Origin of the sequence: Streptomyces sp. NBC_00454, from assembly GCF_041434015.1 — a bacterium.
Taxonomy (GTDB): domain Bacteria; phylum Actinomycetota; class Actinomycetes; order Streptomycetales; family Streptomycetaceae; genus Streptomyces.
On the sequence record NZ_CP107907.1, the window covers coordinates 7,160,500 to 7,175,421 of the forward strand.

A 14,922-nucleotide genomic window follows, 5' to 3' on the forward strand; every position below is an offset into this window, starting at 1 on the left:
GTCCGCGCTCCGGCGCCGAAGGTCCCATCGGACGCTGGGAACGACCACTGGCTGTGGAGGGGCGGTGGTCTCGCAGTGACGGGAGTGCGGGGGAGGGGCGCGGGTCGTCGGCGTGCGCGCCGCTCGAATCCGGCACGTCAGAAGTCGAACGCGTTACGGGGCGGCCTCCATCGCCGGGTGGCCGGGAATCCGGGACCACGCAGCCACTCCGTCATGGCTGCGTCCCGTGCGCCCGGCGGCCGAAAAGCGGCAAACCGCAGCGTGCGACCGTGATCGGGCCCGAAATCTTTTTACCTTCGCCAAGTGGGCCTGTTCGCCGTCCGGGCCGGTGTTACAGGCCCGGCCTCCTCCGGACCGGGTCCCCGTGTACACAAGGAGAACCCACGGTCCCGGGTCCGGGCGAGGATCAGGGTCGAGGCCGCCGCCGCGAAGGCGCACCAGGTGGAGGCGAATTCCAGCCTCCAGAGCGCGGAGCAGACGAGCGCCCCCGCGGCGAGGAGTGCACCGAGACGGCGCAGCCCGCGGTCGCCGGAGATCAGCAGGGAGCCGAGGGTGGCGAACAGATAGCCCGCAAGAACCAGTGGCATCCATGGAACATTCACGCCGTATCCGAGGATGTGGCCGCGGATCTCGGCGCTCACCGGGCGCGTCGCCAGGCAGTACGAGAGGTGCGCGCCCGTGGCGAGGCCGACGGCGGCGGGCCACCGGAGCCGGGGCCGGGCCGCCGGCGGGGCGGCGAGCAGCACCCCGAGGGAAACCCACACCGGCAGCAGCGGGAGGGCGATCGCCGCCCATGCGGTGGTGGCCGGACCGCAGCCGCCGCCGGATCTCCAGACGGCGGCTTCGATCAGCTGGTGTGTGCCCAGGATCAGTGGAAGTGCGGCGACGGGCAGGTCCCTGGCCCTTCGCGTGCGCACCAGGCAGGCGATCCCGACGGCGGTGATGGCCGTACCCGCCGTCAGATCGGCCGTCGCGCTCCAGCACATGGCGACCTCCCGCTCCCACGGTAGGGCGGACCGGTGCCGTCTGCCACGCCACAGATCTTTGGAAGAAATCGACGGGAGGAAGAAGAATTCTGCACGACTCTTGCTGTGTTCGTGTGCGTGGCCCTACTGTCCCCGCCATGCCCCCAAGAAGAGCCGCCGCCGCGCTGGCGGCGATCACCGTGTCCACGCTCGGTCTCGGCGCCCTGGGCGCCGGCGCGGCTGCAGCGGGCCCCAGCGCCCCCGCCCCCGCGACCGCCGTCACCCGGGCCGCCCTCGATCCCGCACTGGTCGAGGGCCGCGGCGCCCGCGTGGCCTTCGCCGAGCAGGAAGCGGAGAACGCGGCCACCTCCGGCACGCTCATCGGCCCCGACCGCACCGCCTACTCCCTCCCCGCGGAGGCCTCCGGCCGCAAGGCCGTGAAACTGGCCCCCGGCGAGTACGTGGAGTTCACCCTGCCCGCGGCCGCCGACGCGCTCACCGTCCGCTACAGCCTCCCCGACGCCCCCGCAGGCGGCGGCATCACGGCCCCGCTCGACGTCACCGTCAACGGCAAGAACCGCCGCTCCATGACGCTGACCTCGCAGTACTCCTGGCTCTACAACCAGTACCCCTTCAGCAACGACCCGCAGGCCGACCTCCTGCACCCCGACTGGTGGATCACCGAGTGCGGCTGTGTCCCCGCGGCGACCACCCCGGCCCCGGTCGTCACCAAGCCGTTCCGGCCGACCCACATGTACGACGAGCAGCGGCTGCTCCTCGGCCGCACCCACCAGGCGGGCGACAGGATCAGGCTCACCGTCCCGGCCGGGAGCACCGCCGCCTGGACCGTGATCGACCTGCTCGACTCCGAGCTCGTCGGCGCCCCCCACATCGAGACGGCCGCGGCCAACGCCCTGCTCTTCGGGGCGGACCCGACCGGCCGACGCGATTCCGCGGACGCCCTCGACCGGGCCATCGCCTTCGCCAGGCGCCACCGGCTCCCGGTCTACCTGCCGCCCGGCACCTACCAGGTCAACCGTCACGTCATCGTGGACGACGTGACGGTCACCGGCGCCGGCAGCTGGTACACCACCGTCAAGGGCAAGGGCGTCGGCTTCTACGGCAAGGAGGCGACGCAGGGCGCCCCCGGCAGCGGCAGCCGGGGAGTCCACCTCTCCCGCTTCGCCATCGAAGGAGACGTCCGCGAGCGCGTGGACACCGATCAGGTCAACGGCGTGGGCGGAGCCATGAGCGACTCCACCATCGACTCCCTCTACATCCACCACACCAAGGTGGGGCTCTGGTTCGACGGCCCGATGAGCAACGTGAAGGTCACCCGCAACGTCATCACCGACCAGATCGCCGACGGCCTCAACTTCCACACCGGCGTCACCGACTCCCTCGTCCAGGACAACTTCGTCCGCAACACCGGGGACGACGGCCTCGCGCTCTGGTCCGAGAAGACGGCCGACGCCCGCAACACCTTCGACCACAACACCGTGCAGAGCCCGACCCTGGCCAACGGCATCGCCGTCTACGGCGGCGCCGACACCACCGTCACGGCCAACCTCGTCGCCGACCCGGTCCGCGAGGGCAGCGCCCTGCACGTCGGCTCCCGGTTCGGTGCCGAACCCTTCACGGGCAGTCTGCGGATCGCGGGCAACACCACCGCGCGCGCGGGCACGTACGAACTGAACTGGAAGATCGGGCTCGGCTCCATCTGGTTCTACGCCCTGGACCGCAGCATCGACCGGGCCGACATCCAGGTCACGGACAACTCCTTCCTCGACTCCACCTACAACGCGGTCATGCTGGTCAGCGACTGGCCGGTGAAGGACAAGGTGCGCATCGAGAACCTCCACTTCAAGGACATCAAGGTCGACGGCACCGGCACCTCCGTTCTGAGCGCGCGGGCGGCCGGATCGGCGACCTTCGAGAACGTCGACGCCCGCAACGTCGGGGCCGTCGGGGTCAACAACTGCGGCTCCTTCAACTTCCCCGCCACGGGGTCGGAGTTCACCCTCGTGGACCGGGGCGGCAACGACGGCGGCGGCACCACGGGCCCCTGGCTGGCCGGCTGGGAACTGCCCAACACCATCACCTGCGACGACCGCCCGCCGGTCGTGGCACCGCCCGCGCCCGGCCCCTGGTAGCAGGGGGCGGGCCGCCCGGATCACCGCTTCGCCGCTCCCGGGGGTTCGAGCGGCGGAGCGGTCACCGCGCAGTTGGTACGGCACTGCGGGTGGCAGCTCCCGGGCGCGGGGGAACGTACGGTCGTCCACGCCACCACGGAGCCGAGCACCAGCACCCCCGCGCACCAGGGCATCGCCCGCCCGAACGCCGCGTCGAAGGCACTGGCCGAGAGGTAGGCGTCCGGGCCCATCCCGACCAGCAGCGGCAGCGCGGCCACCGCGAGCAGCCCGGCGGCGCGCGCGGCGGCGTTGTTGATCCCGCTGGCCAGCCCCGCCCGGCCGGGATCCACCGAGGACAGGACCGTGGCCGTCAGCGGAGCCACCAGGGTCACCATGCCCATGCCCATCACGAGCAGCGCCGGCAGCACGTCCCGTACGTACGAGGCCTCCTCGCCCACCCGCAGCATCAGCAGCATCCCCGCCGCGCACAGCAGCGGTCCCACGGTCAGGGGGATCCGCGGGCCGATCCGCTCGCCGAGCTCCGCCGACCGGGCCGACAGCAGCAGCATCAGGGCGGTGGTCGGCAGCAGGGCGGCCCCCGAGGCGAGGGCGGAGTAGCCGGACACCACCTGGAGCTGCAGCACGACGAGGAAGAAGAACCCGCCGAAGGCCGCGTACACGCACAGCGTGACCAGGTTGACGGCGGTGAACCGGCGCGAGGCGAAGATCCCCGGCGGAACCATCGGATCGGCCCGCCGCCGCTCGACCACGACGAAGGCGACGCCCAGCAGGACGCCGCCGACCCCCGCCGCCACGACGAGGGCGGTGCCCGACCGGGCCTCGATGAGGGCGTAGGTGATCAACGCCAGCGAGGCCGCGCCGAGGACGGCGCCCGCCACGTCGAACCGCCCGTGCGCCTGCGGATCCCGGGACTCCGGTACGTGTCTCAGCGCCACCGGGACGCACAGCGCGGCCAACGGCACGTTCAGCAGGAACACCCAGCGCCAGCCCGGCCCGTCGACCAGCCAGCCGCCCAGGAACGGTCCCACGGCCGCGCCCACCCCGCCGAGCCCCGACCACAGCCCCACCGCGCGGGCCCGGTCGTCGGCGTGGATCGAGGACTGGATCAGGGCGAGGGAACCGGGAGTCAGCAGGGCGCCGCCGATGCCCTGCAGGGCGCGGGCCCCGATCAGCACCCCGGCGTTCGGCGCGATGCCGCACAGCAGCGAACCCACCGCGAACCAGACCACCCCGAGCACGAAGATCCGGCGCCGACCGAAGCGGTCGCCGAGCGCCCCGCCGACCAGGATCAGCCCGGCGAGGGTCAGCAGGTACGCGTTGACCGTCCACTGCAGCACCGCCAGATCGGCGCCGAGGTCCCGCCCGATGCTGGGCAGGGCGACATTGACCACGGTCGAGTCGAGCAGCGCCATGGCGGACCCGAGGACGGTGGTCAGCACGATCCACCGGCCCTGCGCGGAGCGGAGCCGGACGCCGGGTGGCTGTTGCACGACGGGGTCGGTCATCCCCCCAGGCTGGCCGGTCCGCCCCCGGATGGCCACCCGGCCGCGGCGAGATCCGGAAAGAGGCGGCCTGGGGACCCGCCGGTCAGCGCAGGAACTCCAAATCCCGGGGTTCCAGGGCCGAGCGGGGCCGGGCGGCGCGCAGCACCACGTCCAGCGCGCGGCCGGGGTCGCAGTCGTACGTACCGCTCGCCCACGCGGCGTTGGCCTCGATCACCGACCAGCCGCCGCCGTCGGCGAGGCCCACGTCGACCACGATCGCCGACGGCAGGGTGGAGAACGGCAGACCCGCGGCGAAGGCGAGGGCATCGGCCGAGACCGGCCCCAGGCTGAGGCGGCCGTCCTCGGCGTAGCGGCTCGCGGTGCGGACCTCCCCGTCGAGCAGGAAGAGCCGGTACTCGGCGGTGAACCGCACCACGTCGCTGACCAGTACTTCGGTCTGCGGATCCACCGCGTCCGGCCCCGGCAGCCGGGAGCCGTCCGCGTAGACGAGCGCCGGGATCTCCTTGTCGTTCGGGGACTTCACGAAGACGGGCCGGCGCAGCGCGTACGCCTCGCGCAGCGTCATCAGCCGGATCTCGCGACCGGTGAGCTGCCGCGGCAGCCGCGCCAGCCAGTCGGACGGCGCCTCGAGGAGGCCGATCCCGAGCCCGGCGGCCACCGCGTCGGCGAAGCGCGGACCGGCGTGCAGGTGCGCGGCCCGCAGCCCTTCGGGCACGGCGAAGGTGTCCAGACGTACGGTGGCCAGCCCGCGCGCGTGCGCAGCGTCCCGGAGTCGGGCGGCGGACGCGGTGAGGCGGGGCGGGAGGAGCAGGGTCATGTGGTGATCTTGAGGGAGGGCCCGGCCCGGCGTCATCCGGATTTCGGCGCCGGTCTGCGCGGGCGGCGTTGGGACGGGCGCGGGAGGGGTGGGGGCATTCGGGTGGCGGCGGTGACCGGACCGCGGGACGCGCCGGAGGCGGGCCGTCGGACGTCGTACCGTACCGACCATGACGCTGCAGAGCGACCGGGCCGGGCAGAGCGGGCAGAGCGAGTGCGCGGAGCGGGTCGGGGCCCTGGTACGGGAGGCCGATCCCGGGGCCGCCTGGGCCTTCGGCGGGCCGGAGGGCCCGAGCGCGGCGGGCGGAGCGGCCACCGGCGCCTCCCACGCCGACGGACTCGACGCCGACGGACTCGACGTCGGCGGGTTGATGGCCGTGCTGGCCGTCTGGCCCGTCATCGGGATCCTCGTGGGGGAAGGGGAGCTGAGCCTGCACACCCCGCTCACCGCGTACGAAGCGGGCGACGGCCTGCCCGCCGGAACCACCGCACACCAGCTGCTCACCCACGTCGGCCACGTCACCCACGTCCCCCACGGCTCCGCCCCGGATGCCGTGCCCGCTCTGCCCGCCCTGCCCGCCCTCGTCCGGCTGGCCGAGCGGCTCGGCGGCCGGCCGCTCGCCGACTTCGCCGCCGACCGGATCTGGGGCCCGCTCGGCATGGCCCGGACCCGCTTCGCCGCCGACGGGACCCTGCGTGCCCCCGTCGCCGACCTCGCCCGGTTCCTGAGCCACCTCCTGGCCCCCTCCGATCCCTCCGATCCCTCCGATCCCTCCGGGGCCTCCGCCGCGGGCCCCGTCAGCCGGGCCTGGACCGACGAGTCGCTGCGCATCCGCACCGGCGAGCTCACCCCCGCCCGCGGCCTCCTCTGGCACCCGGCCCCGCACGGCGCCTGGTCCCACGGTGACGGCCCCGCCCTGTGGGTCTCCCCGCGCCGCCAGCGCTGGGCGGCCCTGCTCCCCACCACCCCGTCGGCCTCGCTCCGTACCGCCTTCCGCGACGCGGTCTTCGGATCAACTCCCGCTAGCTGATGCTTCGTTGTATCCTCGGGGTCCGATGAAGGAGACCCGTCAGAAGGACCGCGAACCGCCCGGTCCCGGGAGTCCCTGGGACGAGATCGCCCCCGGCCTCTGGATGGGCGGCCACTTCTGGACCGACCCGGCCGGGGAGCTGTGGCCGGTCGTCGTCGGAGCCGAGTTCGACCTGGTCATCAGCCTCTTCACCCACCCGGGCCACGGTCCCGGTCCCGGCGTGGAACACCTGGTCGGCGACATGCCCGACGCCCCGCTCACGGGCGCGCAGCTCCGTACGGTCCAGCGGCTCGTCCGGGCCGCCTGCGCCGCCCTCGACTCCGGACGGACGATCCTGGTCCGCTGCCATTCCGGTTACAACCGGTCCGGGCTCGTCGTCGCCCAGTGCCTCGTCGAGCGCGGCCTCGTACCGGCCCCCGCCGAGGCCATCGACCTCGTCCGCCGCAAGCGCTCCCCGTGGGCCCTGCACAACGAGACCTTCACCGAGTACCTCACCGCCGGGCTGGACGCCGCCGTACTGCTCGTGGACCTCGACCCCCTCCCGTAGTTCCTCGAAGCGCGGACCCAGGGTGATCGACGTACGGTGAGCGCGAGATCACCGACCGTCGAATCCCGGCTGCGCGGAGGTACACGGATGCGTACGGCCCAGGAGACCGCCCTCGATGTGCCCGCGGGACGGGCCTGCGCCACCCCGGCTCCGGCCACCCCGGCTCCGGCCACGGCCGCGGCGGCCCGCGTATGACGGCCGGCGCGGGACGCACCGGCCGGGCCGGGCGCGCCGGGAGCGTCCGGTTCGCCGCCGCCCACACCCTGCCGGTGCTCGTACGGGGCTTCGTGAGCGCCCGCCCCCGCACCGGACGGGGACACGCCGCACCCGGCCGGCCGCGCTGGTCCGCGGCGACCCTGCGGGCCCTGCGCGCGCGGCACGGCGGGGCGCCCGTACTCGTACGGGGGCTGACCGGCACCGTCCTGCTCATCCTGGATCCGCAGGACGTACGGCAGTTCTACGCCGAACCCGTCGACACCCTCGCCCTGGCCTCCGCCCCCGGAGCACCGGACGGCTGCGCCCACGCGGGGCTGCGTGCGGAGCGTCGGGCGGTCGACGACGCCGTCCTCGCCGCCGGGCTCTCCGTGCACCCCTCGTGCGGGCCGTTCCTGTCGGTCCTCGCCGAGGAGGCCCGGCGGCTGACGGCCGGAGGTTCCCTCGAACTCGCCCGCGCCCGGCACGTCGTGGCCCGCGCCGCCCGCCGCATCGTCCTCGGCGACGCGGCCGCCGAAGACGTGGAACTCACCCGCCGGCTCGGACGTTTCCACGACAAGACGGGTGCGCGCATCGCCGCGTACGCGGCCGACGCCGAACCGCACACCCTCGTCGGGCGGGCCCGCCGCCACGCCGACCCGACGGGAAGCCTCGACCCGGTCGGGCAGGCCCGGCAGTGGCTGTCGGCCTTCGACCTGGTGCCCGGCCTGATGCTGCGCACCCTGCTGCTCCTCGGCGCGCACCCCGCCGAGCAGAGCGCGGCGGCCGCCGAGGCGCGGGAAGCGGACGCGGCCAAGGGCGCCCTGCCCCGGCTGCGGGCCTGCGTCCGCGAAACGCTGCGCCTGTACCCGGCCGTCCCCGACCTGATACGGATCACCCGCGCCGAGACCGAATGGCGGGGCGTGCGCCACCCCGCCGGGACCTGCGTACTGCTCCCCGCCCTGTTCCACCAGCGCGATCCCGAACGCGTACCCGCCGCGCACGTCTTCGTACCGGGCCGGTGGGCTTCGCCCGAGGCGGCGCGGGACATCCGGATGGCCCCCTTCAGTCATGCCGAGGGCCGCTGTCCCGGTGAGCAACTGGGCCTGCTGGTCACGGCCGCGCTCTGCGCCGAGGTGCTGCGCGGGCACCGGGTCCACGGCGTCCGGCCCGCGCTCGACCCGCTCGGTCCGCTGCCCGCTGCGCTGGAACCCCAGGGGATCCGGCTCCGGCTCACCCGGCGCTGAAACTCCGCTCCACAGAACAGAACAGAACCGGTCCGTCCCGCCCCACCCGCCCCACCCGCCCCATCCACCCGACCTCACGAGGGATCCATGTCCGACGCCGCGACCTCCGCGACCTCCGAGTCGGCCGACCCGGACCCAGACCCGGACGCCGACCAGCTGGGCGCCCTGTGCCGGGAGTTGTGCGAAGCCGCCGACGCCGTCGGCGAAGCCGCCAGCTACGCCTCCGGACTGGCCCTCGGCTCCCGGCTGCCGGTCACCGCCCTGACCTCGGGCAGCCGCCGCCGGGCCGCCTGGCGTACGCTGCTGCGCGCCCTCACCGACCCGGCCGGACTCGGCTGGGCTCCCCGGGGGCGGGGCGTGGCCCGGGCGGGCTGGCTCGCCGGGGTCTTCGGCGGCCGGGAGAGCCTGGCCGTCAGCCTCGCGGTGTGCGGGCTCAAGGGCCGGATCCGGGCCGCGCACACCCGTAACCCGGCACTGGCGGCCGACCCGGACGCGGCCGTGGTCCTGCGGGCCGTGGAGGAGGACCGGCAGGCCGATGCCGTCCGGGAGTTCCGCGAGCTGATGCGCCGGCAAGGCGCCGGACCGGCCTTCGCCCTGCTGGGCCCGTCCTTCGCCGACATCCTCGCCTGGAACGCGCTGACCGACGGCAACCCCTTCAACGACCATGCGGGCTGGCAGATCGCCACCGGCAGGGCCGTGACCGCCGAACCGCTCCTCGGGCTCGGCGCCGCCCTGCGGGCCTTCTTCGAGCCGGGCCCCGCCTGCCCCGGACCGGAGACCGGCTTCCTCGCGGAACTGGACACCACCGGTACCCCGGCCGGATACCTGCGCAACGCGGAGGGTCTGGGCGCCGACGCCGGGGGAGCGGTCCTGCTCCAGCAGGTCGTCGGGGCGGACGGGGGCGAGCGCTACGTGGTCCAGCTGGCCGGCCCCCAGCCGGTCGAGTCCGACGGCGAGGGCTCCCCGGACGGCGGGTGCGCCGGCTGCGGCGGGCCCGACGAGGACGAGGGGCGCGACGGGCAGGACAGCTACCTCCGCATGGTGGCCGGTACCGTACGCCGCCTCGTGCCCTCCGGATCCGAACTGGCCCTCCTCGGCTGCGGGCCGGGCGCCCGCTCGGCCGAACGGCTCGCCACGAGCCGGGAGTTCACCACCGTCTATCCTGCCGCCCGGCTGTGCACGGGCTCCGGATCCCCGGCCGGCCTGGCCGTCTTCGAGGGCTGGGTCACCGGCAGCCATCTCGTCGGACTGCCGGGGCGGCCCGATGTCTACGTTCCCGGGAGGCCGAGTTGAGGAAGATCTCCGGACCCGCTCCGGCCGAAGGCCTGCGCGCCCACTCGGCCGCCCTCCGCTCGCACGCCGAGCGGCTGCGCCGGGCCGCGGGCGACCTGCACTGGCAGGGCCCGCGGGCCGATGCCCTGCGCGCCGAGGTGGAGGGCCTGGCCGAGCGCTGCGCCACGGCCGCAGGCGGCTTCGACCTGGCCGCGGCCCAACTGGCGGGCTGTGAGCGCTCCTAGGGTCGAGCGGCCTAGCAGTGGCCGTACGCCTGGGAGTAGATGTGCGCGGACTCGTTGTTCGACACCTTCACCCAGAGCGCGCTCATGCCGGTCCTGTCGACGTAGTAGTAAGTGCTCAGCCCCGTCCAGTCGTTGTAGAAGTACATCTTGTAACACCAGCCCGCGTCGACCCGGAAGGTGTCCCAGTCCACGGTGCCGGGCGTGTGCGTCCCGGCGGACAGCCAGGTGTACTTGTCGCTGCTGTTGCACTGGCTGACCGGGTTGTCCCCCTCGCGCGTGATGCCGTCCCAGTACCCCCAGCACCAGTTGCGGGCGACCAGGATGCTGTCCCCGGTGTCGTTGTAGGTCTCGGAGCAACCGCCGTCGCACGCCTCGCCGGCGCTCGCGGTGGGTGCCGCACCGAGCAGTGCTCCGGCGACGAGTGCGGAAGCCGCCACGGTACTGGCGATCCGGCGGCGTGCGCGGGTCAGATTCATTTCGGTCTCCCTGGCCTGGAACTGCGGGTGGGTCGGGGTGAGAGTTCCGTGGGCGGAGGGCCCTGGACAAGGGGCGGCGCCGGATCTGGGACGGTGGGACGTTCTCAACGCTTCCACCTGCGGTGTTGCACCTGGGTTGGGACGCTTCGAACCGACAGGCACGGCACCGGACGACGCGGACCCGACCGACAGGATCCGAAAGGGGCGACCTAGAGGAACAGCGACAGCAGCAGGACGAAGCCCAGCGCGACCACCGAGATGATGGTCTCCATCACCGACCAGGTCTTCAGGGTCTGGCCGACCGTCATGCCGAAGTACTCCTTGACGAGCCAGAACCCGGCGTCGTTGACGTGGCTGAAGAACAGCGATCCGGCCCCGATGGCGAGGACCAGCAGGGCGGTCTGGGTCGTCGGCATGCCCGCCGCGAGCGGGGCCACCAGGCCCGCCGCCGAGATGGTGGCGACCGTGGCCGAGCCCGTGGCCAGCCGGATGGCCACCGCGATGAGCCAGCCGAGCAGCAGGGTCGGGATCGCCCAGTTCTGCGACAGGTCCATGATCATCTGGCCGACGCCCACATCGATCAGGGTCTGCTTGAAGCCGCCGCCCGCACCCACGATCAGCAGGATCCCCGCGATGGGGGCCAGGGACTTCTCCACCGTCACGGAGAGCCGCGCCTTGGTGAAACCGGCGGCCCGGCCGAGGGTGAACATGCCCACCAGTACGGCCGAGAGCAGGGCGATCAGCGGGGAACCGGCCACGTCGGTGACCCGCTGCACCGCGTTGGCCGGGTCGTTGACCACGATGTCGACCAGGGCCTTCACCAGCATCAGCACCACCGGCAGCAGCACCGTGAAGACCGTCGCTCCGAACCGCGGGCGGTGCTCCAGGTCCGCCGAGGGCCGCTGCGGGACCATGTGCTCGGGCGCCGGGATGTCCACCCACCGGGCCGCGTACCGGGCGAACACCGGTCCCGCGATCACGACGGTCGGTACGGCGACCAGCACACCGAGCGCCAGGGTGATGCCGAGGTTGGCGTGGAGCGCGTCGATGGCGACCAGCGGGCCGGGGTGCGGCGGGATCAGCCCGTGCATCACGGACAGGCCGGCGAGCGCCGGGATGCCGATCCGCATGAGCGAGTAGTTGCCCCGCTTGGCCACCAGCAGGACCACCGGGATCAGCAGCACGATGCCGACCTCGAAGAAGAGCGGGAGCCCGATCACCGAGGCGATGAGCACCATCGCCCACGGCATGGCCCGGCCCTTGGCGCGGGCCAGGATGGTGTCCACGATCTCGTCCGCGCCGCCCGAGTCGGCGAGCAGTTTGCCGAGGATCGCGCCGAGCGCGATCAGTACGCCGACGCCCGCGACGGTGGAGCCGAGCCCGGCCGTGAAACTGGTGATGGTCTTGGCCAGGGGGGCGCCCGCGAACACGCCGAGGGCGAGCGAGCCGAGCGTCAGCGCCAGGAAGGCGTGCAGCTTGAGGCGCGTGATGAGCAGGACGATGACGGCGATGCCCGCGATGACGGCGATGCCCAGCTGCGTGTTGCCGGCCGAGGTGATCGGTTCGGTGGCGGCCGCTGCCAGAGTCTCGACGCTGAGACTGGTCACGGTGACGGTTCCTTAGGTGTCGTTCTCCGGAGGTGTCGATCTCCGGTGAGGAGAGGGGGACTGCCGCTACGCGGTCGGGACGGGGAGGTCGCGCAGGGCGGCCAGTGCCCGTTCGGTGATCTCCGCGGGGGTTCCGGACACGTCGACGAGGACGCCGGGCTCGTCCGCCTGGAGCGGCTCCAGCGTGGCGAACTGCGAATCGAGCAGCGTGGTGGGCATGAAGTGCCCCTTGCGCGCCGCCATCCGCTCCTCGATCAGGGTCCGTTCGCCGGTGAGGTGGACGAACACGGTGCCCGGGGCGGTGGCGCGCAGCCGGTCCCGGTAGACGCGCTTGAGGGCGGAGGCGGAGATGACCCCGCCGCTGTGGCAGGCCCGGTTGCGCATCCAGTCGCCGATGGCGTCCAGCCAGGGCCACCGGTCCCGGTCGTCCAGGGGGGTGCCGGCCGACATCTTGGCGACGTTGGCCGCCGGGTGGAAGGCGTCGCCCTCCGCGTACGGGAGGGCGAGCGAGTCCGCGAGCAGCCGGCCCACGGTGCTCTTGCCCGTACCCGCCACGCCCATCACCACAATGACGCGCTTCACCGCGCACCTCGTTTCGCTGTCCTCGTCGACATCGGCCCGTACGGCGCCTGGCACCACTGAAGCTCATTACGTAGTACTTATTCAAGGGGTGCTCGGTAAAACATCACATCTTTTGTTCGCCAGGGCGTCACCGTACGCTTACGCCATGACCACAGAAGGCCCGGGAGACCAGGCAGGCCAAGGCAGCCAAGGCGGCCGGGACGGCGCAGGCGGCCAGGGGCTCCACTCCCACGTCCTGGACACCCTCGGCCTCGCGATCACGGCGGGGGAGCACCCGCCCGGCAGCGTCCTGCGCACAGACGAGATCGCCGAGCGCTTCGAGGCCTCCCGCACCGTGGTCCGCGAGGTCGTCCGGGTCCTGGAGTCGATGCACCTGGTCGAGTCCCGCCGCCGGGTCGGGGTCACCGTCCGCCCCACCGAGGAATGGAACGTCTACGACCCGCGCGTCATCCGCTGGCGGCTCGCCGGCACGGACCGCCCCCGCCAGCTGCGCTCCCTCACCGTGCTGCGCTCCGCCATCGAACCGGTCGCGGCCGGACTCGCGGCCGCCCGGGCCACCCCGGAGCAGTGCGCCGAACTCACCGAGGCGGCCCTCGGCATGGTCCGCACCTCGCGGGGCCACCAGCTCGACGGCTACCTCCGCCACGACATCGCCTTCCACCGGATCGTGCTCAACGCCTCCGGCAACGAGATGTTCGCGCGGCTCGGCGACGTGGTCGCCGAGGTCCTGACCGGCCGCACCCAGCACGCGGTGATGTTCCACGACCCCGACCCGGCCGCCGTCACCCTGCACGTACGGGTGGCCGAGGCGGTGCGGGAAGGGGACGCGGCCCGCGCCGAGGCGCTGACCCGGCAGATCGCGGTGGGCGCCCTGGAGGAGCTGGACGTACTCGCCCCGTAGCCCGTCCGAAGCCCGTCCTCGGCCGGTCCGGAGTCGGTCCTCGGCCGGCCCGCGGCGGCCGCGCGCGGCCCCGTACGGGCTGCCGTTCGGCGTACCGGCACCGCGTGTCGTTGGACCAACTCGTTGACGCTGCGGCGACATTAGCGTTTTTGATCTTCGTGTGACCCCCGCCCGGGAGATGCTCCCCCTCGCTTCGGCCGGAGCATTCGACCATTCCGTTCGGCGAAGGGGTACTCGCATGTCTTCCACAGCAAGAACCGGACGAAGGGCCCGGCTGGCCGGTGGCCTCGTGCTGCCGGTGGCCGTAGTGCTGGGCGGATTCGCGGTGCCGGCATCGGCCTCCGAAGGCGGTCCGGCGGAAGCCGCGGGCGTCGCCGCGGTGACGGCGCCGGCGCCGGAAGCCGGGGGAGCCGCAAGCGCCCCCGGCGCGGACCGGGCCGCGCCCGGCACCTGTGACCGGACCGGCGCCGAAGCGGTACCCGCGAACGGCCACTCCTGCCCCGGACCTACCGGACCCGCCGGACCCCACGGGCCCAGGGGCCCGCAGGGGAAGCAGGGCCCGGCCGGGCCGCCGGGCGCCAAGGGCGAGAAGGGGGAGAAGGGGGAGAGGGGCGAGAAGGGGGAGGCGATCACCCCCGGAACCAAGGGCGATGCCGGACCCAAGGGGGACACCGGTCCGCCGGGCCCCAAGGGAGAGCCGGGCGAGCAGGGCCTCGTCGGGCTCAAGGGGGAGATCGGGGCCCTCGGCCGCAAGGGGGACCCGGGACCCAAGGGCGACCTCGGCCGACCCGGTGACCCCGGGGCCGCCGGACCTCAGGGACAGCAGGGCCCCGCGGGCCCGGCCGGCCCTCCGGGAGCCCAGGGACTTCCCGGACTCCCCGGCCCCGCGGGCCCCCAGGGCTTCGCCGGACCTCCCGGCCGCCAGGGCGCTCCCGGCCCCACCGGCACCGCCGGAACGCTCGGCCCGCTCGGCCCCGTCGGACCGCAGGGGGTGCCGGGCCCGATGGGACCGTGCTCCTCGGTGGACAGCCAGATGCCCAACAACTCCGAGGAGTTCGCGCTCGTCCTCAAGGACGGCAAGACCTACCTCGGCCGCCGCACCCGCGACATGGCGGGCAACTGGGGCGATTTCAGCTGGACCGACCTCACCGTGGCACCCGTCACCGGCTATCCGTCCGGCGTCTGCACCGTGGCCCTGGCCATCCAGGGCAACGACGTGAAGATCAAGGCACTCACCAAGACGGGCACGCTTTACCACACCCACTGCGTCAGCAACGGCCGCGCCGTCACCTGCGACGCGGCCTGGTCGCCCGTGATCCCGCAGCCCGGAGAGCTGCCGGTGGCGACGCCGACGCCCTGAACCGCACGCCGGCGCTCTGATCC

The 14,922-nt window shown here is 73.6% G+C and carries 14 protein-coding genes; 8 read left to right on the forward strand and 6 right to left on the reverse strand.

Going from position 1 to position 14,922, the window contains the following annotated elements; genetic code table 11:
• Nucleotides 1-290: 290 nt before the first annotated feature.
• The gene (locus OHU74_RS32680) at nucleotides 291-986 is read right to left on the reverse strand and encodes a DUF6629 family protein (RefSeq protein ID WP_371619243.1); all 696 of its coding nucleotides are present in this window, start codon (nucleotides 984-986) and stop codon (nucleotides 291-293) included.
• Between the two features lie 137 nt (nucleotides 987-1,123).
• On the opposite strand from OHU74_RS32680, the gene OHU74_RS32685 reads away from it, so the two are divergent.
• Nucleotides 1,124-3,118, forward strand: coding sequence for a glycosyl hydrolase family 28-related protein (locus OHU74_RS32685; protein ID WP_371619244.1), 1,995 nt, complete (start codon nucleotides 1,124-1,126; stop codon nucleotides 3,116-3,118).
• A 20-nt stretch (nucleotides 3,119-3,138) separates the two neighbouring features.
• On the opposite strand, the gene OHU74_RS32690 is transcribed toward OHU74_RS32685, so the two are convergent.
• Together OHU74_RS32690 and OHU74_RS32695 are read right to left on the reverse strand one after the other, a co-directional pair.
• On the reverse strand, nucleotides 3,139-4,623 hold the full coding sequence (locus tag OHU74_RS32690) for an MFS transporter (protein ID WP_371619245.1): 1,485 nt from the start codon (nucleotides 4,621-4,623) through the stop codon (nucleotides 3,139-3,141).
• Between the two features lie 82 nt (nucleotides 4,624-4,705).
• On the reverse strand, nucleotides 4,706-5,440 hold the full coding sequence (locus tag OHU74_RS32695) for an ATP-grasp domain-containing protein (RefSeq protein ID WP_371619246.1): 735 nt from the start codon (nucleotides 5,438-5,440) through the stop codon (nucleotides 4,706-4,708).
• 169 nt (nucleotides 5,441-5,609) lie between these two features.
• Here OHU74_RS32695 and OHU74_RS32700 point away from each other — a divergent pair, with 169 nt between their 5' ends.
• The 5 genes from OHU74_RS32700 (at nucleotide 5,610) to OHU74_RS32720 (ending at nucleotide 9,973) form a co-directional block, all read left to right on the forward strand.
• Nucleotides 5,610-6,470 carry a hypothetical protein gene (locus OHU74_RS32700; RefSeq protein ID WP_371619247.1) on the forward strand — a complete coding sequence of 287 codons (861 nt, stop codon included), beginning with the start codon at nucleotides 5,610-5,612 and terminating at the stop codon, nucleotides 6,468-6,470.
• A 25-nt stretch (nucleotides 6,471-6,495) separates the two neighbouring features.
• Entirely contained in the window at nucleotides 6,496-7,017 is a 522-nt protein-coding gene (locus OHU74_RS32705; RefSeq protein ID WP_371619248.1) for a protein phosphatase, read from the forward strand.
• A 191-nt stretch (nucleotides 7,018-7,208) separates the two neighbouring features.
• On the forward strand, nucleotides 7,209-8,456 hold the full coding sequence (locus OHU74_RS32710; protein WP_371619249.1) for a cytochrome P450: 1,248 nt from the start codon (nucleotides 7,209-7,211) through the stop codon (nucleotides 8,454-8,456).
• Between the two features lie 87 nt (nucleotides 8,457-8,543).
• Nucleotides 8,544-9,749, forward strand: a complete 1,206-nt coding sequence (locus OHU74_RS32715; RefSeq protein ID WP_371619250.1) for a hypothetical protein — start codon at nucleotides 8,544-8,546, stop codon at nucleotides 9,747-9,749.
• Nucleotides 9,746-9,973 carry a hypothetical protein gene (locus tag OHU74_RS32720; protein WP_371619251.1) on the forward strand — a complete coding sequence of 76 codons (228 nt, stop codon included), beginning with the start codon at nucleotides 9,746-9,748 and terminating at the stop codon, nucleotides 9,971-9,973. The genes OHU74_RS32715 and OHU74_RS32720 overlap by 4 nt, the downstream gene beginning before the upstream one ends.
• Nucleotides 9,974-9,984: 11 nt before the next feature.
• Here the strand turns inward: OHU74_RS32720 and OHU74_RS32725 are convergent, their stop codons facing one another.
• From OHU74_RS32725 to OHU74_RS32735, 3 genes are all read right to left on the reverse strand, one after another.
• A complete protein-coding gene (locus OHU74_RS32725; RefSeq protein WP_371619252.1) occupies nucleotides 9,985-10,449 on the reverse strand; it encodes a hypothetical protein in 465 nt (154 codons plus the stop codon).
• A 209-nt stretch (nucleotides 10,450-10,658) separates the two neighbouring features.
• Nucleotides 10,659-12,056, reverse strand: coding sequence for a gluconate:H+ symporter (locus OHU74_RS32730; protein ID WP_371619253.1), 1,398 nt, complete (start codon nucleotides 12,054-12,056; stop codon nucleotides 10,659-10,661).
• A 66-nt stretch (nucleotides 12,057-12,122) separates the two neighbouring features.
• Nucleotides 12,123-12,617, reverse strand: a complete 495-nt coding sequence (locus OHU74_RS32735) for a gluconokinase (protein ID WP_371619882.1) — start codon at nucleotides 12,615-12,617, stop codon at nucleotides 12,123-12,125.
• A gap of 166 nt (nucleotides 12,618-12,783) precedes the next feature.
• Between OHU74_RS32735 and OHU74_RS32740 the strand changes: the two genes are divergently transcribed.
• Entirely contained in the window at nucleotides 12,784-13,539 is a 756-nt protein-coding gene (locus OHU74_RS32740) for a FadR/GntR family transcriptional regulator (RefSeq protein WP_371619254.1), read from the forward strand.
• 238 nt (nucleotides 13,540-13,777) lie between these two features.
• Nucleotides 13,778-14,899, forward strand: coding sequence for a hypothetical protein (locus OHU74_RS32745; RefSeq protein ID WP_371619255.1), 1,122 nt, complete (start codon nucleotides 13,778-13,780; stop codon nucleotides 14,897-14,899).
• Nucleotides 14,900-14,922 lie beyond the last annotated feature (23 nt).

Coding starts and splice junctions, on each gene's coding strand:
- OHU74_RS32710 (WP_371619249.1), top strand. CDS start 7,209: ATGACGGCCGGCGCGGGACGCACCGGCCGGGCCGGGCGCGCCGGGAGC.
- OHU74_RS32680 (WP_371619243.1), bottom strand. CDS start 986: ATGTGCTGGAGCGCGACGGCCGATCTGACGGCGGGTACGGCCATCACC.
- OHU74_RS32735 (WP_371619882.1), bottom strand. CDS start 12,617: ATGGGCGTGGCGGGTACGGGCAAGAGCACCGTGGGCCGGCTGCTCGCG.
- OHU74_RS32715 (WP_371619250.1), top strand. CDS start 8,544: ATGTCCGACGCCGCGACCTCCGCGACCTCCGAGTCGGCCGACCCGGAC.
- OHU74_RS32685 (WP_371619244.1), top strand. CDS start 1,124: ATGCCCCCAAGAAGAGCCGCCGCCGCGCTGGCGGCGATCACCGTGTCC.
- OHU74_RS32745 (WP_371619255.1), top strand. CDS start 13,778: ATGTCTTCCACAGCAAGAACCGGACGAAGGGCCCGGCTGGCCGGTGGC.
- OHU74_RS32725 (WP_371619252.1), bottom strand. CDS start 10,449: ATGAATCTGACCCGCGCACGCCGCCGGATCGCCAGTACCGTGGCGGCT.
- OHU74_RS32700 (WP_371619247.1), top strand. CDS start 5,610: ATGACGCTGCAGAGCGACCGGGCCGGGCAGAGCGGGCAGAGCGAGTGC.
- OHU74_RS32690 (WP_371619245.1), bottom strand. CDS start 4,623: ATGACCGACCCCGTCGTGCAACAGCCACCCGGCGTCCGGCTCCGCTCC.
- OHU74_RS32705 (WP_371619248.1), top strand. CDS start 6,496: ATGAAGGAGACCCGTCAGAAGGACCGCGAACCGCCCGGTCCCGGGAGT.
- OHU74_RS32740 (WP_371619254.1), top strand. CDS start 12,784: ATGACCACAGAAGGCCCGGGAGACCAGGCAGGCCAAGGCAGCCAAGGC.
- OHU74_RS32695 (WP_371619246.1), bottom strand. CDS start 5,440: ATGACCCTGCTCCTCCCGCCCCGCCTCACCGCGTCCGCCGCCCGACTC.